Consider the following 19,231-nt stretch of genomic DNA (forward strand, 5'->3'; position numbering starts at 1 on the left):
GTAAAATACGGGGAAGTAATGGCAACATTAAAAATTATCGCGGGTACCGTTTATGGGAACGCGCAACATGTCGCAGAACAGGTTGAAGAAAATCTGGCTGAACAAGGTGTGGATTGTGAGCTAGAAAGCGACCCTTCTGTCAGTGATTTCACCGATGCGGATGCAATTTTAGTGATTACCTCTACCACGGGTCAGGGTGATATTCCACCAAATTTGGAATTCGTATTTTCCGATTTAAAAGATGAGTTCCCAATGCTAACGAACAAACCTTTTGCCGTTGCAGCGTTAGGGGATAGTGGTTATGGTGAAAGTTTTTGTGGTGCTGGCCATCAGATTTTTGACTTACTAAAAGAACTTCAGGGCAAGCCCGCTGCAGATTTGTTAAAAGTAGATGCAATGGAAACCCTCGAGCCAGAAAAAGACGTGGTGGAGTGGGTAAACAGTATTAAAGCCACGCTTGTGGGCGAGTAATTTAAAAATACTGGTTAGCAAGCCACTCTTTTTATAGGCATACGAAGTCAATGTATTAAAAAGGGCGCTTCAATCTTTACGATGAAGCGCCCTTTTCTGTGCTGTAGATATTGCTTCTATGCGAAACAATATTTGTTGTCTTTTATTCTACGCCACGTAGCAAAGCATTGATGCCTACTTTAGCACGGGTTTTAGCGTCAACTTTCTTAACGATGATGGCCGCGTAAAGGCTGTACTTGCCATCAGCGCTAGGTAGGTTACCCGGTACCACAACAGAGCCTGCTGGTACACGGCCATAGTGAACTTCGCCAGTTTCACGGTCGTAAATGCGAGTGCTCTGGCCAATGTAAACGCCCATTGATATTACCGCACCTTCTTCCACAATAACGCCTTCAACAATTTCAGAACGTGCACCGATAAAGCAGTTGTCTTCAATAATTGTTGGGTTTGCTTGAAGAGGTTCTAGTACGCCACCAATGCCGACACCGCCAGATAGGTGAACGTTTTTACCAATTTGTGCACATGAGCCTACGGTAGCCCATGTATCCACCATGGTACCCTCGTCAACAAATGCGCCGATATTGACATAAGAAGGCATGACTACCGCGTTTTTACCTACGAAGGTACCTGTGCGCACTGCGGCAGGAGGAACAATACGTACACCATCAGCGGCAAATTCAGCCGCAGTGTAGTCGGTATATTTCAAAGGAACCTTGTCATAAAACTTGCTTTCGGCACCTTCAATAACGTCGTTATTGTGTAAACGGAAAAACAATAACACCGCTTTTTTTAGCCATTGGTGCACGACCCATTCGCCAGCAATTTTTTCTGCTACGCGGGCTTTACCTGTATTCAGTAAAGCGATGGCGTCGGCCACTGCCTGTTTTACGTCATCTGGCGCGGCAGAAGGGCTGATGCTATCGCGATTTTCGAAGGCGTCTTCAATGATGGCTTTCAATTCATTCATGGTATTGTGATATCTTCAAGTTGGTCGAGTTTAAACAGAAGCCGTTTTTTCAGGCTGACCTGTTGTTCTTGGGTTAATGCTTTGCCAGCGTCGTTGCTGACAATGAAAATGTCTTCGGCACGTTCACCGATTGTAGCAATTTTAGCAAGTTTAAGGGTGACGTTCGTATCTACAAACGCATGCCCAATTTTAGCTAATATGCCGGGGGCGTCCAGTGCTTCTAGCTCAACTAAGGTGGCATCTTCTCCTATACTAAAGAATCGCACCTTAGTTGGCACATCCAATTGTTTCATTTGCCGAGGTAATTTGCGTTTATTTTCATGCGCCCGGCCAGGCTTTTCAAGTTGTTCAGACACGGCAGTTTCAAGAGAGGCAATTCTCGAACTCGATGATAGGCGAGAGCCGTCATTTTCTAAAACAAGCATGCTATCAAACACGTAACCATCACGTGTTACCGTGACGTGGGCATCGTGAATGGAACAGTTACGACTATCTAACACCGAGGCAACCTGTGCAAACAATGCCTTACGATCTTTGCCATAAATAAATATCTCAGTGCCGCCTTTGGCACTGTTATCGTTGGCTTTAACCAACAGCCCTTCATGATCAGGCGTAAGCCATTCATCTTGGGCCTTTATAATTTCATCGGTATGCCAAGCAATCTGTGTTGGCTTAAAGCGAACGAAATAATCATCGTCAAAGCGAGACCACAAGGTGTCGATAGACGTAGGGTTAGTCGCCCGTTCTTGTAAAATTTGCCGCGCTTGATGCTTATGGGTTGCTACCCGTTCATTCAATGTCACCTGACATTGTAGCCCGTTGTCTAAGGCTTTCTGTGTCATAAGATACAGCTCGCGCAACAGTGACGCCTTCCAATCATTCCATAAATTATCATTGGTGGCGCGAATATCTGCCAATGTCAGGGTATATAATAAGTTTAGGTGATTATGACTACGAACAGCACTGGCGAACTCGCTAATCACTTCCGGATCGTAAATATCTCTACGTTGTGCAACAACCGACATAAGCAGGTGGTTCTCAACTAACCAGGCTATCATTGCAGCGTCATCATCCGGCACATTGTGTCGTTTACAGAAGTTAGCAACATCTACAGCGCCCAGCGTAGAGTGGTCGCCATTTCGGCCTTTGGCTATGTCGTGAAAAATGGCCGCAATGTAAAGGACTTCGGGCTTATCTAAATGACGACATATTCTTCCGCACCGTGGAAAGTCTTTATTTTCTTTCGAGAAAAAGTAATTTACGTGCTTAACAAGGCGATGTGTGTGTTCATCAACCGTGTAGGCATGAAATAAATCAAACTGCATCATGCCTACGATGGCATCCCATTCAGGTAAGTACGCCTGTAAAATGCCGTAGTGGTGCATCACATCCCATGCGTAATTGAAGAAGTCGGGTTGCCTGAGCAGGTGCATGAGTTTTTCACGACTTTCTGGTCTGTCTACAAAGTAACTATCTTCAAATGCTCTATGGGCATTACGAAGTTGGCGAATACAGGTAGTAGACAGCCCTTGTACTTCTGGGGTGTTGGTGATCACATTCAAAAAGTCGAGGATGCTCTCTGGCGACGAAAAAACATGTTCGTGCCGAGGGGAAATCATATTATCTAGCAGTTCAAAATCTTCATTGATAATGGCAGAGCGCTGCACGCTCTGATTAAGCATGTCATATTTGAATCGCTGCAAAAGCATCTGATTGAGTTCTGATACGCGAGCAATGGTACGGAAAAAGTCTCGCATCATTTTCTCGACAGACGGTTTTCCTTCCTTACCATAACCTAGCATTTCAGCTACATCGGGCTGGTAATCAAAAAGCAGTCTGTTCTCACTGCGCCCAGCGATTAAATGCAATGCGCAACGCATTTTCCACAAATGCATTCTGCAGGTAATTAATTCACTGTGTTCTTGTTCAGTAAAATAACCATGGCCAACTAAATTCCAGCCGTCATATTCTTTAAAGTGCTTCTTTGCTACCCATCCTATTGACTGGATATCTCTAAGACAGCCGGGGTTTTCTTTAATATTTGGCTCTAAGTTATAGGCGGTACCATTAAACTTAGCATGCCGATTTTTTTGTTCTTCGTATTTCGCGGTGAAAAATGCTTTACTCGTCCAAGAGTTGCGACCGTTAACTTCGTCCCAAAGCTTATCGAATACTTGCTCGCTGCCACAAAGTAATCGGCTTTCTACAAGGTTTGTCGCAATGGAAATATCGTCTTTGGCTAATTTAACGGTTTCTTTGATTGTGCGAACCGACTGACCTACGTCGAGTTTAATGTCCCACAATAGGGTGATAAACATCCCGATTTTTTCTTGGTATTCTGGTTTTAACGGACGCTTGCTAACTATCAGTAAATCGATGTCGGAATAGGGTTGAAGATGTCCACGCCCATATCCTCCCACGGCACATAAGGCCAAATCCCTATTGTTGTCTAACCCATACAATTCCCATAAATGGCATAGCAGGGCGTCAACAAACTGCGCTCGGCCTGTGACTAACTGATTGACCGCCGTGGTATCAAAAGATGCGCGGATCCAGTCGTAACTTTTTTCTACACAAGCTTTAATGGCGGGTAAGTCGTCTACCGTGGTTATGGTTTCAATTGATTTTATCAGGGATTGCAGCGTCAAAATTCACCTTCTATGCGTACGTCGTTTTGAACGCATTGAACCATATCATGAATTGAGTCAGATTCGCAGTGGGTATTTAGTGCATAGCACCGGTTAAAATGTGAATAATTATACAAAAATGTTATAGATGGTGATAATAAGGTTAAGGTGTTGCGAAGGTGTGGTGTTCAAAAGTAAGGTAAAATACGCGGCACAGGGGCGCGTCGTATTTTACCGTATTACTTACCGTATTACTTACCGTATTGCGTCACTACTGAAATTCAGTCGTGTGAGATAACGCGCTCTAGTGTTTCTTCTTCACGTAAGGTAAGCACTTCTACGCCGGTTTCAGTTACCAAAAGCGTGTGTTCCCATTGTGCGCTTAAACTTCTGTCCTTGGTGACTACCGTCCACTGGTCAGGCAATACTTTTGAGTAGCGCTTGCCGGCATTGACCATTGGCTCAATAGTAAAACACATACCGGGAACCAATTCTTCACCTGTACCCGGGCGGCCATAATGCACGATTTGAGGCTCTTCGTGGAAGCTAGCCCCAATACCATGACCACAGTATTCGCGAACAATTGAATAGTTATGCGCTTCCGCATGAGTTTGACAAATATGACCAATGTCACCCAAGCGCATACCAGGCTTCACTTCCCTAATGGCGTTGTATAGACACTCTTGTGTCACTCGCACTAAACGTTCTGCCAAAATAGAGGGTTTGCCCACGATGAACATCTTAGAGGTGTCGCCATGGTAGCCATCTTTGATGACAGTGACATCGATATTAATTATATCGCCGTCTTTTAGCTTTTTGTCAGAAGGAATGCCGTGACAAATACAGTGATTCACCGATGTACAAATAGACTTTGGAAACGGTGGGTGGCCGTAATTGAGCGGAGCTGGAATGGCTTTTTGCTCGTTCACGATATAATCATGACAAATTGTATTTAATTCGTCAGTAGTCACGCCTTTTTTTACATAGGGTGTAATCATGGTTAATACGTCGGCAGCCAGTTTTCCAGCCACACGCATTTTTTCGATTTCTTCAGGGGTTTTGATAATTGCTGACACAGCGCCTCTCAAATCGTTTTTAACTAAAGTAAGTCCCAATTTTTGTTGGGGTAAGTATAACACTAATCAAGCCTTTCTGAGTATCCTACTGAATACATGTGGTTTTTATGCGTTTTTGCTCATTAGGTTATTCGCGTGAAGGTAAGTGTATTGACGTGTTCTGGGCCACTGCTACGTATTAATCTTGGCCTGAAAACTTGAGTATTTTCGGGTGCTATGGTATAAAGCGCGCGCTCCGGCAGATTGCCTGCTAAGTGAGTATATTAATTTACTAAAACACACATATATCGACACTTGTTATCGGGGTGTTCAGGCTAGTTTGATTTAGACTGAATCGATACAAGGGATATATGGAGGCCTAACCCCAAGAGGAAATTAAAAATGGCTAATGTTTCTATGCGTGACATGCTGAAAGCCGGTGTGCATTTCGGTCACCAAACTCGTTACTGGAACCCAAAGATGAAGCCTTATATCTTTGGTGCTCGTAACAAAGTTCATATCATCAACCTTGAAAAAACAGTTCCACTGTTTAACAACGCACTTAACTACATCTCAGGTGTTGCTTCTAAAAAAGGTAAAATCCTTTTCGTAGGTACTAAGCGCGCTGCAGGTGAAGCAGTGAAAGAAGCGGCACTTAAGTGTGACCAATTCTACGTAAACAAGCGTTGGTTAGGTGGTATGTTGACTAACTGGAAAACAGTTCGTCAATCAATCAAGCGTTTGAAAGAACTTGAGCAACAAAGCCAAGACGGTACTTTCGAAAAGCTAACTAAGAAAGAAGCGCTTATGCTTCAACGTGAAATGGATAAGCTTGAAAACAGCCTTGGTGGTATCAAGGATATGGGCGGCCTTCCAGACGTAATCTTTGTTATCGACGCTGATCACGAACACATCGCGATTACTGAAGCTCGTAACCTAGGCATTCCAGTAGTGGGTGTTGTAGATACTAACTCAAACCCAGATGGTGTTGATTACATCATTCCTGGTAACGACGATGCTATCCGCGCAATCCAACTTTACTTGGACGCAGCAGCTAATGCCGTTAATCAAGGTCGCGATAGCAATCTTGAAGCACAAGCTGAGCAAGACGACTTCGTAGAAGCTGCAGAGTAATTTCTGCGAGCATACTGTCATAACACAATAATATGACAGTGCTACAATACGAAACGTATTGAGAGGGGCGGTTCCGCCCCTTTTACCTAACGAATTTTATATTTAATGCTGAGGAATTGAAAAATGGCAGTGACTGCAGCACTAGTTAAAGAACTGCGCGAACGTACTGGCGCAGGTATGCTGGATTGTAAGAAAGCCCTGGTTGAAACGGATGGTGACATTGAGCTAGCCATTGAGAACATGCGTAAATCAGGTCAAGCAAAAGCGGCTAAAAAAGCAGGTCGTATTGCAGCTGAAGGTGTGATCCTAACCAAAGTTGAAGGTGGTCGTGCGACCATGCTTGAACTAAACTGTGAAACTGATTTCGTTGCTCGTGACGAAGGTTTCCTTAAGTTCGGTAACGAATTACTAGAAGTAGCAGCAGCAAACAACATCAACGACATTGATTCTCTAAATGATGCAGAACTTAATGGCGTTAAAGTTAGCGAAGCTCGCGATACCCTAGTGGCTAAAATTGGCGAAAACATCTCTCCTCGTCGTGTTATCAACGTTGAAGGCGACACTTTAGGTGCCTACATCCACGGCGGCCGTATTGGTGTAATCTCTATCCTTTCTGGTGGTGATGAAGCATTAGCAAAAGACATTGCTATGCACGTTGCTGCGGCGAGCCCACAGTTCGTTAAGCCTGAGAACGTGCCGGCTGAAGTTGTTGAGAAAGAGAAAGAAATCCAAATCGAAATCGCTATTCAGTCTGGTAAGCCAGCTGAAATTGCTGAGAAGATGGTAGCAGGCCGCATGAAGAAGTTCACTGGCGAAGTGAGCTTAACGGGTCAGCCTTTCGTTAAAGATCCTTCAATCTCTGTTGCTGAGCTTCTTAAGAGCAACAGTGCTGACGTAATCAACTTCGTACGTTTTGAAGTTGGTGAAGGTATTGAGAAGAAAACTGAAGATTTCGCGGCAGAAGTTGCTGCGCAAATGGAAGCCGCCAAGAAATAATTGGGCGTTTGGCTTTTGCATTCTACGAATGTCAGATAAACTAAGGCACCTCTTCGGAGGTGCTTTTTTATAACTGGCACTTACAGGACCAAGATAATAAAGCATTTTCTCCTATTCTTTTCATTGTTTATTGGGATGAATGAATGATAGAAAGGCCTAGGACAAAATGGGTTTACGAGGACATATCGAATAATGAGTATCACACCTAAATCAGCATACCGACGTATATTACTAAAGCTAAGTGGTGAAGCCCTAATGGGTGAAGAAGGCTTTGGTATCGACCCAAAAGTGCTAGATAGAATGGCACAGGAAATCAAAGAATTAGTTGAACTTGGCGTGCAAGTGGGGCTTGTTATTGGCGGCGGTAATTTATTCCGTGGCGAAGGCCTAGCAAAAGCAGGTATGAATCGCGTAGTTGGCGACCATATGGGTATGCTAGCGACTGTGATGAATGGCCTGGCAATGCGTGACGCGTTGCATCGGGCTTTTGTTAACGCACGTATGATGTCGGCTATCCCACTCAATGGCGTGTGTGATGCCTACAACTGGGCTGAAGCCATAAGCTTACTTAAGTCAGGTCGAGTGGTTATCTTTTCTGCTGGTACAGGTAATCCATTCTTCACCACGGATTCAGCCGCATGTCTACGCGGTATTGAAATAGAAGCGGATGCAGTGCTTAAAGCCACCAAAGTTGACGGTGTATATAGCGACGATCCGGTTAAAAACCCAGATGCTACCTTGTATGATCAGCTTTCATATCAAGAAGTTCTTGAGAGAGAATTGAAAGTCATGGACTTGTCAGCCTTTACTCTCGCCCGTGATCACAGTCTACCCATCCGTGTATTTAACATGAACAAGCCGGGTTGCTTGAAGCGTGTTGTGATGGGAGAGAAAGAAGGCACAATTATTTGTCACGCTGACAACGGTTAATTAAGTACGATAGGATACACAATTGTGATTGATGAAATTGAATTAGATGCGCAAGAGCGCATGGAAAAAAGTCTCGTTGCACTGAAAGGGCAGTTTAGCAAAATTCGCACAGGCCGCGCGCATCCAAGTCTTTTAGATGGCATTATGGTGCCGTACTACGGAGTAGACACGCCCCTTAAGCAAGTCGCGAATGTTATTGCGGAAGACAGCCGCACGTTGGCACTTACTGTATTTGATAAAAGCGCGATTCAAGCCGTTGAAAAAGCCATAATGCAATCTGATTTGGGATTAAACCCGATGAGTGCCGGTGGTTCAATTCGCATCCCTCTTCCGCCGCTTACCGAAGAACGTCGTAAAGACCTCATTCGTGTTGTACGGAATGAAGCTGAAGGCGGGCGAGTGGCTATTCGTAATATTCGTCGCGATGCCAATGGTGACGTGAAAGACCTACTAAAAGAAAAAGAAATCAGCGAGGACGAAAGTCGCGCAGCAGAAGAAAATATTCAGTCGATAACTAACGAATTCATTAAGAAAGTCGACAGCTTGCTTGCTGATAAAGAAAAAGAATTAATGGAAGTGTAGTCAGTATTATGATTGGGAAGCGGTCAAACGCAGCCAAAACGACTGAACCAGTAGGGCCTGCAGATTCGGCAGGCCCTAAACATGTTGCTATTATCATGGATGGCAACGGTCGTTGGGCTCAAAAGAAAGGGAAAATTCGCACTTTTGGACATAAAGCTGGGGTAGAGTCAGTACGTGCAGTGGTGCGTTTTGCACGACAAACCGGCATTGAATCACTTACCTTGTTTGCCTTTTCCAGCGAGAATTGGAAACGTCCAGAAGAAGAAGTTAGCGTGCTTATGGAGCTGTTTAATCTAGTTTTAAACAGTGAAGCTAAACGCCTTCATAAAAATGGCGTACGCCTAAAAGTGATAGGCGATGTCAGCGCTTTTGACGATAAGTTGGTGGAAAAGATCCGCAAAGCGGAAGCCATGACGGCGGACAATAAGGATTTAGTGTTGAATATTGCCGCTAATTACGGTGGCCGTTGGGACATTGTTAATGCCGCTAAAACACTAGCCGAGCAGGTTAAGGCCGGCGAAATAGAGGTCGCGGACATTAACGAGCAAGCTTTTACACGTGAAACCTCCACAGCAGACCTTCCTGAATTAGATCTCCTTATCCGTACCGGCGGTGAACACCGCATCAGCAACTTTTTATTGTGGCAATGTGCCTATGCTGAGTTGTACTTTACCGACGTGCTATGGCCCGACTTCAACGAAGACGTTTTTCAATTAGCCGTAGACGATTTCAATGTTCGCCAACGCCGATTCGGGCTTACCGGTGAGCAAATCCTTACAGCCGGCAGTTAATACTATGCACGCGGGCAATAGGGCCAACCTGCACACAGGAGCCGAGAGCCAATTATGCTAAAACAACGAATAATAACCGCATTAATTTTAGCGCCATCCGCGCTTTTCGCTATTTTATACCTTCCCGTTTTTTGGTTTGAAATTGCCATTTCAGGCGTGGTGGCAATAGGTGCCTATGAATGGGCCAATATGTCAGGTATTTGCGAGCGACCTAAAAAACTCATTTTTATGGCAGTGGCATTTGCCATTTGCATTGCATTGTCACTGGCCGTGGATACCAGTTTAATATGGTATCAAGGGCAACTGCATGGCCTCTACCGACTTATTTTGGGAATAGCAGTGCTGTGGTGGGTGGTGTCTCTGCTTATGGTGCTTGCCTATCCAAAATACACTTCATTTTGGCGTAATAGCCGGGCAATTCGAACCGTTTTTGGTTTGTTAACACTTATTCCTACTTGGGTTGCTGTTATTGCGCTGCGCACCAGCCTTTACGATGTCGATCCCCTCTATGGAGCTTCGTTAATCTTTTATGTTTTAGGCATCGTGTGGGCAGCGGATATTGGCGCGTTCTTTGTAGGCGTGAAGTTTGGCCGACATAAATTGCGCCCTAATGTATCACCTGGCAAAAGCTTAGAGGGCTTGTTAGGTGGTATTGCAGCATCGTTTGCCATTATTGCTTTTGCGGCGTTGCACTATCAGGTGGAGCCTTCTCGCATTGTATTACACCTTGCTATAGGGGGGATTACAGTTGCAGTTTCAGCGCTAGGCGACCTCAACGAAAGTATGTTAAAGCGTTGCGCTGGTATTAAAGACAGCGGCCGTATTTTACCCGGGCACGGTGGGGTTTTAGATCGTATTGATAGCCTCACCGCAGCGTTTCCTGTATTTGCCTTTTGCTATGTAACTTGGATGGCATAATGCAAACCATTACTGTACTAGGTGCAACAGGGTCAATTGGTTGCAGTACGTTAGATGTTGTTAATCGACATCCTGATAAATATCGTGTGTTTGCGATTACCGGCTATGCGCAGGTAGAGTTGCTTATGAAACAAGCGCAAGCATGTGCCCCGCGATTTGTGGTGTTGGCTGATGATAATTACTTAGAACAAGCCAAGCAATACGCACTGCAGTATGGCGTAACTGCTGAAATCTTGTGTGGCGCGAAAGCACTCGAAGACGTAGCCTGCGCGGCTGAAGTTGATGCGGTTATGGCTGCCATTGTCGGGGCCGCAGGATTGCTGCCTACACTTGCGGCAGTGAAAGCGGGTAAAAAAGTACTGTTGGCAAACAAAGAAGCCTTGGTGATGTCAGGAGCGCTCTTTATTGACGCCGCCAAACAAAGCGGTGCGCAAATATTACCAATAGACAGTGAGCACAATGCTATTTTCCAATGCCTTCCAGAGAACTTTCAATATGGAAAGTTATCCGCAGCGGGTATTCAGAAAATCTTGCTTACTGGCTCTGGTGGGCCTTTTAGGCAGCGCAGTTTAGAAAGCTTCTCATCCATTACCATTGATGAGGCGAGTACCCATCCAAACTGGTCAATGGGCAGAAAGATAACCATAGATTCAGCCACAATGATGAATAAAGGGTTAGAGTTCATCGAAGCATGTTGGTTATTTGGGGCTAAGGCCAATGATATTCAGGTGGTTATTCACCCTCAAAGTATTATCCATTCTATGGTTCAATATATTGATGGGTCGGTAATTGCGCAAATGGGTAACCCAGATATGCGCACACCGATAGCTTACGGTTTGGCCCACCCTGAGAGAATTGATGCAGGTGTTGCACCTTTGGATTTTGCCGAAATGGCCAACTTTACTTTTCAGACGCCCTGCTACGAACGTTATCCAAATTTAAAGTTAGCCATACAAGCATGTGAAGAAGGGCAAGCTGCGACCACGCGTCTTAATGCGGCGAACGAGGTAGCGGTTTCTCACTTTTTAGACGGTCATATTGGGTTTTGTGATATTGCCCGTGTAAACGAAGAAACATTGAATCAAATGGAACAGGTATCAGTTTCCTCCATCCAGCAAATACTGGATCAAGACAAAGCAGCCAGAACCGTGGCGGTAGACATTATTAGAGGAAAATTTGCATGCTAAGTTTTTTATGGAGCCTAGGCGCATTCATCGTCGCTTTAGGTATCTTAGTGGCGGTACACGAATGGGGGCACTTTTACGTGGCTCGAAAATGTGGAGTCCACGTAGAACGCTTTTCAATTGGGTTTGGTAAACCGTTATGGCGACGTAAAAGTGCCTCGGGTACCGAGTACGTGATTGCCATGATACCGCTTGGCGGTTACGTGCGCATGCTAGACGGCCGGGTTGATGATGTTCCCCCTCATATGGCGGATAAAGCTTTTAATAACAAGCATGTATTAAAGCGCATGGCGATTATTGCAGCAGGTCCTGGGGTCAATTTTGTGTTTGCCTTTTTGGCGCTTTGGTTAATGTTTTTAGTGGGATTACAAACCGTAAAACCTGTGGTTCAGACAGTAAAAGCAGACACTATTGCTGCACAGGCAGGTGTGAATGATGGTGATACTTTCTTAAAAATAGGGGATCGCGACACGCCTGACTGGGAAGCGGTTAACTTAGAATTGATGTCAAAAATTGGTCATGATACCGCCAAAGTAACCCTGCAAAGTGCCGAAAATAATGAAAAAGTCGTGACATTTACACTTAGCGATTGGAACTTTGACGCAGATAACGAGTCTCCCTTAAGCAGTCTGGGGATTACCCCATTTAGGCCTTCACCAACCCTAGAGGTAGGTTTTATTGGCGAAGGCAGTGCTGCACAAGAAGCTGGAATTAAGGTAGGCGATACGTTAATAGCACTTAACGGTGAATCTTTAACCTCATGGCAAGCATTAGTTGATGTCATTGTTGAAAGTCCTGGTGAAGCAGTCATCTTTACTATTGAAAGGGATGGACAGCAGCAACAACTGCATGCAACCATAGCGCGCCGAGATACTCCGCAAGGTCAAAGTGGGTATTTAGGTGTGAGCCCTACGTTTGAGCCTTGGCCTGAAGGGTATGTGTTTACGCATCAATATGGCATAGTAGAGGCAATAGGGAAGTCACTTGATAAAACGTGGCGTCTAATGACATTGAGTGTCGATATGATAGGCAAGTTGTTAACAGGCGATGTGTCTGTTAAAAACTTAAATGGGCCTATCTCTATTGCTCAGGGAGCGGGAGTCAGTGCCGGTTATGGGTTGGCTTATTTTTTGAGCTTTCTTGCCTTAATTAGCGTGAATTTAGGCATAATTAATTTATTACCCTTGCCCATGCTTGACGGTGGTCATTTGATGTTTTTCACAGCAGAGTGGATCACTGGAAAACCTGTACCAGAAGCGGTGCAAGAATGGGGTTACAGAATAGGTGGCGTGCTTCTGTTTATGATAATGGGTATCGCTATTATGAACGATATTGCTCGCATAGCCTGATGAAAATCAGGCATTTCAAAACAGCTAATATAAAAACGCGGCCAGGAAAAGAAAAATAGATGAAGTTAAAACAGTTAGTAGCAGCCGGAGCCATTTTTTCCAGTGCTAGCTTTGCCAATGCTGCGGCGCAAAACAGTGAATTCGTCGTTGAAGATATTCGTGTAGAAGGGCTTCAACGGGTGGCACTCGGTGCAGCACTTACTTATCTGCCCGTTCAGGTAGGCGACGAGCTAAACACATTTCGGGTAACCCAACTTATCCGTTCTTTATATTCTTCAACGCATTTCGAATATGTCGAAATTGCCCGTGACGGAAATACGCTTGTTGTTCGTGTTGCTGAACGTCCAACCATCAGTAACATTATTTTTGATGGTAACGACGATATCAAAGATGAACAACTTCAAGAAAGTTTGGACGGCAATGGCGTACGCATAGGCGAGCCTCTCGATAAAACGGTTTTAACCTCAATCGAGAATGGCCTGAAAGATTTCTTCTACAGTATTGGTAAATATAATGCAGATGTCACGGCCATTATTACGCCTTTACCTCGTAACCGCGTAGATTTGAAATTGCTTTTCGAAGAAGGCGATGCTGCGAAAATTGAACAAATTAACATCGTTGGTAACGAAGTTTTCTCTGATGCAGAGTTAATGGAGCAATTCGAGTTACAGTTTGATACGCCATGGTGGGATTTCTTGTCAGAAACCCGCTATCAGCAGCAAACCTTGCAAGGAGATATGGAAACCTTGCGTAACCATTACCTCGACCGTGGTTATTTGCGTTTTAACGTAGATTCTACTCAGGTGTCAATGACGCCCGAAAAGTCAGGTATTTACGTTGCCATGAACGTCAGTGAAGGCGAGCAATATACTATTTCAGAAGTGGAATTGGTGGGTGACGTACTTGGTCACGAAGAGTATATAGAGCGAGTGTTGCCGTTAACACCCGGTGAGCTCTATAACCAAGCTGAAGTTACCTACACTGAAGAATTTATCAGTAAGTATTTAGGTCGCTTTGGTTATGCTTACCCAACTGTGACCACTGTACCTGATATAAACGACGAAGATAAAACCGTTAAGCTCACCTTATCCGTTGACCCAGGTAAGCGTATTTACGTTAACCGTATTAAATTTAATGGTAACGTGGTAACCGCTGATAGCGTGTTGCGTCAAAACGTAAGCCAAATGGAAGGTACCTGGTTATCTAATAACTTGCTTGAATCTTCTAAAAATCAGCTTTCTCGTTTAACGTACATGGAAGAAGTGGAGTTTGAAACCATTCGACTGCCCGGTGAAGAAGATTTAGTGGATGTTGACTTTAACGTGAAGGAACAGCCTTCAGGTTCATTCAACGCCGGTATTGGTTATGGTGACCGCACCAAGCTAAGCTTACAAGCGGGAATTCAACAAGATAACTTCCTAGGTACAGGTAAACGTGTGGGGTTAAACCTAAGCACTGTATCTTATCAGCGCTCTGCGCAAATCACCTATAACGACCCGTACTTCACCATTGACGGAATCAGTTTAGGTGGCTCGGTAGGTTACAGTGAATTCGACGGTTCAGACTTCAACGTTATCCAGTATAACTCTAAGCAGTGGTCTGTTGGTGCCAACATTGGTTACCCTATTAACGAATTCAACCGTATTAACTTCGGTTTAACTTACAGCAATGTAGAACTCTATAACCGTGGATACTACGAGCAAACTGAACAGTTTTATAATCAATTCTTAGATGGCGATGATCCAGATGCGGCAATTAAGTATCACAGCTATCTTGCCAGTGTAAGTTGGAGCAGAAGTACGCTAAACCGTGGCTTGTTCCCTACGGCAGGGTCTTCGCAACGTGCGTCTTTCAGTATTACTACGCCTAACTCAGACGTTAATTACTTTAAAACCTTGTTTGACGGTAAGTGGTATTTCCCGCTATCGCGCAATCAGCGTTGGTCTTTCTTAGCCCGCGTACGCTTGGGTTATGGTAACGGCTATGGTGACATTAACGGTAATGAGCAAATTCTACCGTTCACCGAGAACTTCACTGCAGGTGGTGCCGATTCACTGCGTGGGTTTGAAAACAACACAGTGGGACCTCGTGGTGTCATTCGTTCTACAAGCGGTACAATCAGTGGGCCGAATGGTGAAGTTTATCCAAACGATCCTGATGATGATTACATCACGTTGTCTAGCCGAAGCTTAGGTGGTAACGCGATGGCGCTGGGCGGCATCGAACTTATTGTACCTACGCCGTTTGTTGAAGCGGATATGGATAACTCAGTAAGAACCAGTTTGTTTGTAGATGTGGGGAACGTGTGGGATACTGAGTTCGATTACGACACGTATAAAAATTTCGAGCAAGCTTCAACGCAAAACGGAACCTTGTTGGACTATTCTGACTGGAGCCTGTATCGTAGTTCCGCCGGTATTTCGGTACAATGGATTTCACCGATGGGGCCGATGGTGTTCAGTTTCTCGAAAGCAATACAACAACGTGATGGTGACGATGCTAAATTCTTCACCTTCAATATCGGTCAGACATTCTAAATACTAAACGGGGGCCGCTTGCGGTGCGCCCAGATAAAAAGATGCATAAAAAGGAGTTCCTTTTGAAACAGTTGGTTAAACATATTGTTGCAGGCGCAATGTTGGGTAGCGCATTGGTAAGTACATCAGTTATGGCAGAGCAAAAACTTGCTGTCGTTGATGTTCAGGGCGTATTCCAAGCAATGCCTCAAGCTGCAGAGATTCAAAACGCAATTCAGGTTGAATTTAAAGATCAAATTGAAGAAGTTAATCAGCTTCAACGGGATGGTCAGTTCTACGCAGAGCGTCTACAACGTGACGCAGCAACGATGAGTGAGCAAGAGAAAAAAGATCTTGAGCAAAAGATCTTAAACGTTCGTGAAGAGCTCGCTAAAAAAGGCCAGCCTTTACAACAAAATATCCAGCGTCGTAGCAACGAAGAACGTAACAAGCTACTTGGTCTTATTAAGCAAGCTATCGATTCTGTTGCGGCTAAGCAAGGTTACGATTTAGTGCTTAATGCTGGTGCGGTTGCATTTGCAAAAGAAGAGCACGACCTATCTGAGCAAGTACTCGAGCAAGTTAGCAAAGTTAATTAATGCGCGACTACGTCGAGTAGCACACAGCTAATTTATCAGACCAACACCCGAAAGGGGTTGGTCTGATTTGTTTTTCGCGCTTAAAAGCGTATGGTTGCCGCCGTTTTAGTTTTTTAACGGTGAGCGTGATCATAAAACTGCAATTGGGTCATGCTTGCATTATAGGAGAAAGTTTTTGGCCAATTCACTCAATACCATTGAAATTCAGGAAATCATGTCGCTGTTACCACACAGATATCCTTTCCTGTTGGTTGATCGAGTTACAGATTATGTTCTGGGTGAATCAATCAAAGCGTATAAAAATATCACCATCAATGAACCTTGCTTTACGGGGCATTTCCCTGAGCAGCCAATTTTTCCTGGCGTGCTTATTTTAGAGGCTATGGCACAGGCGGCAGGTATTCTTGGTTTTAAAACCATGGGGAATAATGATCAGTTATACTTATACGCAGGAATCGATAACGCTAGGTTCAAGCGCCCTGTGGTACCCGGTGATAAACTGGAGTTTGATATTTGCTTATTGAAAGAGCGCAGAGGGATTTGGAAATTTAAAGGCACTGCAACCGTGAATAACGAATTAGCGTGCAGTGCAGAGTTTATGTGTGCAATGAGAGAGATAGCATAAGGTGATCCATCCTACTGCAGTAATTTCTGAAAACGCGAACATTGGTGACAATGTCACCATTGGGCCTTTTTGCGTCGTTGACGATAATGTCACTATAGGCGATGGCTGTATTTTAAAGTCTCATGTCGTGGTTCGTGGTCCAACTCGTATTGGCAAAAATAACAAATTTTTCCAATTTTCTTCCATTGGTGAAGATTGCCAAGACAAGAAGTATGCTGGCGAACCTACCGAACTGGTTATTGGTGACGATAATGAGTTTCGAGAAGGCGTTACGGTTCACCGTGGCACCATTCAAGATAACAGCATAACGATTATTGGCTCGCGCTGTTTGTTGATGGCAAACGCTCACGTAGCTCATGATTGCGTGTTAGGTGACGACATAATATTAGCGAACAATGTTGCTGTAGCAGGGCACGTGCACATCGACGATTTTGTTATTGTTGGCGGAGCCGTTGGTATTCATCAGTTTTGTAAAATAGGTGCTCACGCGTTCCTGGGAGCCGGTGGCATTATTTTACGCGACGTTCCGCCCTTTGTGATGGTAAGTGGTCAGAAGAACATACCGCAGGGTATTAATTCAGAAGGGCTAAAACGTCGTGGTTTTGATAAAGCCGATATTATGGCAATAAAGCGCGCTTATAAAACAATCTACCGTGAAGGCAACACGTTAGAAGATGCCATCAGTAAACTCTCCGCTCAGGAAGATAATGTTGAGGGCGTCACTGTCATGACGGCGTTTCTAAAGACAGCTGAACGCGGCATTATTCGCTAATATGGCAGGCCCATTTCGAATTGCAATGGTGGCAGGAGAGCCATCAGGTGATGTTTTGGCCGCTGGCATGGTGGCGCAGCTGAAGCGCCAGTACCCAGATGCGATTATTGAAGGTATTGGCGGTGCCCACATGCAGGCGCAAGGTTTTCATAGCTTATTTGATATGGAAACCTTGTCGGTCATGGGACTGGTCGAGGTACTGGCTCATTTACCCGCTATTTTGAAAGTCAAAAAGCAGCTGTTAGCCCACTTTGATAAGTACCCTCCTGATATTTTTGTCGGCATTGATGCGCCCGATTTTAATTTGCGCGTAGAAAAAGCGTTAAAAGCGAAAGGCATAAAAACCATACACTATGTAAGCCCTACTGTTTGGGCTTGGCGAGAAAAGCGCATTCACAAGATAGCCAAAGCCGCTAATCGTGTACTTGGCCTTTTTCCTTTCGAGCAACAGGTTTACGATAAATACCAAGTGCCCTATACCTTTGTCGGTCACACTATGGCTGATGCTATTGCCATCACGCCTAACCAGGCAGACGCTAGACACGCATTATCGTTGCCGGTTACTGGTCCACTATTAGCGGTGTTGCCGGGGTCTAGAAGAGGGGAAGTAGACACACTATTGCCGGTGTTTCTTGGGACCATCGAAGCGATTCATCGCGCACGTCCAGACATTTCGTTTGTCATACCCGCTGCAAATTCACACCGCTTTTTGCAAATTAAAGCGGCCTTACAAGAGGCTGACGACGCGCTAAATCGACTACCTATACATCTTACCGAAGGCACCTCTCGGGACGCCATGATAGCCAGTGACGTCATATTACTGGCTTCCGGTACCGCCACTCTAGAGGCCATGTTATGTAAGCGCCCCATGGTGGCTGCCTATAAACTCGCGCCGCTTACTTATAAAATAATGCAGCGCATTTATAAAGCGCCCTTTTTTACACTGCCTAACCTCTTGGCCAATGAAGCAATTATCCCAGAGTTATTACAAGACGATGTTAATGCCCACAATATGAGCGAACACCTTCTGTCTTATTTTGAAAGTGACAATAGCGCGTTGATTTCCCGTTTCACCGAACTCCACCATACGTTAAAATGTAATGCAGATAAGACAGCAGCACATGCCGTAGTGGAGGAATTACTTGCATAACCTAATTGCCGGTGTAGACGAAGTGGGACGAGGTCCTCTCGTTGGGGATGTAGTAACAGCAGCGGTAGTGTTAGACCCTGCAAAGCCTATTGAAGGGCTAACCGACTCCAAAAAGCTCAGTGAAAAAAAACGAAACGCCTTGAGTGAAGAGATTAAGGCTAAAGCGTTATATTGGAGCATTGGGCGAGCCAGTCCAGAAGAGATTGATAAATTAAACATCTTACATGCTACCATGTTAGCCATGACCAGAGCGGTAGACGCTTTAGGGGTAACACCTAACTTTGTTCGCGTGGATGGGAATCGTTTACCAGCGTGGAATTATCCTTCTGAGGCTGTAGTAAAAGGAGATAGCTTACACGCAGAAATCTCCGCCGCCTCTATCATTGCCAAAGTTGAGCGTGATAACGATATGTTGGTATTGCACGAAGCCTACCCCCAATATAATTTTGCAGGCCATAAGGGGTACCCCACAAAGGCCCATTTTGCGGCCTTAGCTGAATTTGGTGTGTTAGATTGTTATCGTAAAAGTTTTAAACCCGTTAGGGCACTAATAGAAGAGATATAA

General features: G+C 44.7%; 18 protein-coding genes. 15 read left to right on the forward strand and 3 right to left on the reverse strand.

Annotation, left to right across the window (positions count from 1 at the left end):
- Positions 1–18: 18 nt before the first annotated feature.
- Positions 19–471, forward strand: coding sequence for a flavodoxin domain-containing protein (locus EP13_RS04640; protein WP_044056268.1), 453 nt, complete (start codon positions 19–21; stop codon positions 469–471).
- 142 nt (positions 472–613) lie between these two features.
- Here EP13_RS04640 and dapD read toward each other — a convergent pair whose 3' ends face one another.
- The 3 genes from dapD to map all read right to left on the reverse strand — a co-directional run bounded on the left by dapD (position 614) and on the right by map (position 5,153).
- Positions 614–1,438: a 2,3,4,5-tetrahydropyridine-2,6-dicarboxylate N-succinyltransferase gene (dapD, locus tag EP13_RS04645; protein ID WP_044056269.1), complete on the reverse strand. Its 825-nt coding sequence runs from the start codon at positions 1,436–1,438 to the stop codon at positions 614–616.
- Positions 1,435–4,086 (reverse strand): [protein-PII] uridylyltransferase, encoded by a 2,652-nt coding sequence (glnD, locus tag EP13_RS04650; protein ID WP_044056270.1) that lies wholly within the window; start codon positions 4,084–4,086, stop codon positions 1,435–1,437. Before glnD ends, dapD begins: the two co-directional genes overlap by 4 nt.
- Before the next feature lie 260 nt (positions 4,087–4,346).
- Complete coding sequence (gene map, locus EP13_RS04655) at positions 4,347–5,153, reverse strand: type I methionyl aminopeptidase (RefSeq protein WP_081869559.1); 807 nt, start codon at positions 5,151–5,153, stop codon at positions 4,347–4,349.
- Between the two features lie 369 nt (positions 5,154–5,522).
- Between map and rpsB the strand changes: the two genes are divergently transcribed.
- The 14 genes from rpsB (at position 5,523) to rnhB (ending at position 19,231) form a co-directional block, all read left to right on the forward strand.
- On the forward strand, positions 5,523–6,254 hold the full coding sequence (gene rpsB / locus EP13_RS04660; protein ID WP_044056271.1) for a 30S ribosomal protein S2: 732 nt from the start codon (positions 5,523–5,525) through the stop codon (positions 6,252–6,254).
- A 123-nt stretch (positions 6,255–6,377) separates the two neighbouring features.
- Complete coding sequence (gene tsf, locus EP13_RS04665; protein WP_044056272.1) at positions 6,378–7,250, forward strand: translation elongation factor Ts; 873 nt, start codon at positions 6,378–6,380, stop codon at positions 7,248–7,250.
- A gap of 192 nt (positions 7,251–7,442) precedes the next feature.
- Positions 7,443–8,180 carry a UMP kinase gene (pyrH, locus tag EP13_RS04670; RefSeq protein WP_044056273.1) on the forward strand — a complete coding sequence of 246 codons (738 nt, stop codon included), beginning with the start codon at positions 7,443–7,445 and terminating at the stop codon, positions 8,178–8,180.
- Positions 8,181–8,204: 24 nt separating this feature from the next.
- Complete coding sequence (frr, locus tag EP13_RS04675; RefSeq protein ID WP_044056274.1) at positions 8,205–8,762, forward strand: ribosome recycling factor; 558 nt, start codon at positions 8,205–8,207, stop codon at positions 8,760–8,762.
- Positions 8,763–8,770: 8 nt separating this feature from the next.
- Complete coding sequence (uppS, locus tag EP13_RS04680; RefSeq protein ID WP_044056275.1) at positions 8,771–9,553, forward strand: polyprenyl diphosphate synthase; 783 nt, start codon at positions 8,771–8,773, stop codon at positions 9,551–9,553.
- Between the two features lie 54 nt (positions 9,554–9,607).
- Complete coding sequence (locus tag EP13_RS04685) at positions 9,608–10,471, forward strand: phosphatidate cytidylyltransferase (RefSeq protein WP_044056276.1); 864 nt, start codon at positions 9,608–9,610, stop codon at positions 10,469–10,471.
- Positions 10,471–11,658, forward strand: coding sequence for a 1-deoxy-D-xylulose-5-phosphate reductoisomerase (gene ispC / locus EP13_RS04690; RefSeq protein ID WP_044056277.1), 1,188 nt, complete (start codon positions 10,471–10,473; stop codon positions 11,656–11,658). The genes EP13_RS04685 and ispC overlap by 1 nt, the downstream gene beginning before the upstream one ends.
- Entirely contained in the window at positions 11,652–13,004 is a 1,353-nt protein-coding gene (gene rseP / locus EP13_RS04695; protein ID WP_044056278.1) for a sigma E protease regulator RseP, read from the forward strand. Before ispC ends, rseP begins: the two co-directional genes overlap by 7 nt.
- Positions 13,005–13,063: 59 nt before the next feature.
- On the forward strand, positions 13,064–15,541 hold the full coding sequence (gene bamA / locus EP13_RS04700) for an outer membrane protein assembly factor BamA (RefSeq protein WP_044056279.1): 2,478 nt from the start codon (positions 13,064–13,066) through the stop codon (positions 15,539–15,541).
- Between the two features lie 62 nt (positions 15,542–15,603).
- On the forward strand, positions 15,604–16,119 hold the full coding sequence (locus tag EP13_RS04705) for an OmpH family outer membrane protein (protein WP_044056280.1): 516 nt from the start codon (positions 15,604–15,606) through the stop codon (positions 16,117–16,119).
- A 175-nt stretch (positions 16,120–16,294) separates the two neighbouring features.
- Complete coding sequence (gene fabZ / locus EP13_RS04710; protein WP_044056281.1) at positions 16,295–16,744, forward strand: 3-hydroxyacyl-ACP dehydratase FabZ; 450 nt, start codon at positions 16,295–16,297, stop codon at positions 16,742–16,744.
- Position 16,745: 1 nt separating this feature from the next.
- On the forward strand, positions 16,746–17,516 hold the full coding sequence (lpxA, locus tag EP13_RS04715) for an acyl-ACP--UDP-N-acetylglucosamine O-acyltransferase (protein ID WP_044056282.1): 771 nt from the start codon (positions 16,746–16,748) through the stop codon (positions 17,514–17,516).
- A gap of 1 nt (position 17,517) precedes the next feature.
- Positions 17,518–18,666 (forward strand): lipid-A-disaccharide synthase, encoded by a 1,149-nt coding sequence (gene lpxB / locus EP13_RS04720; protein WP_044056283.1) that lies wholly within the window; start codon positions 17,518–17,520, stop codon positions 18,664–18,666.
- A complete protein-coding gene (rnhB, locus tag EP13_RS04725) occupies positions 18,659–19,231 on the forward strand; it encodes a ribonuclease HII (protein WP_044056284.1) in 573 nt (190 codons plus the stop codon). Before lpxB ends, rnhB begins: the two co-directional genes overlap by 8 nt.

The sequence above is a fragment of the Alteromonas australica genome (assembly GCF_000730385.1).
GTDB lineage: Bacteria > Pseudomonadota > Gammaproteobacteria > Enterobacterales > Alteromonadaceae > Alteromonas > Alteromonas australica.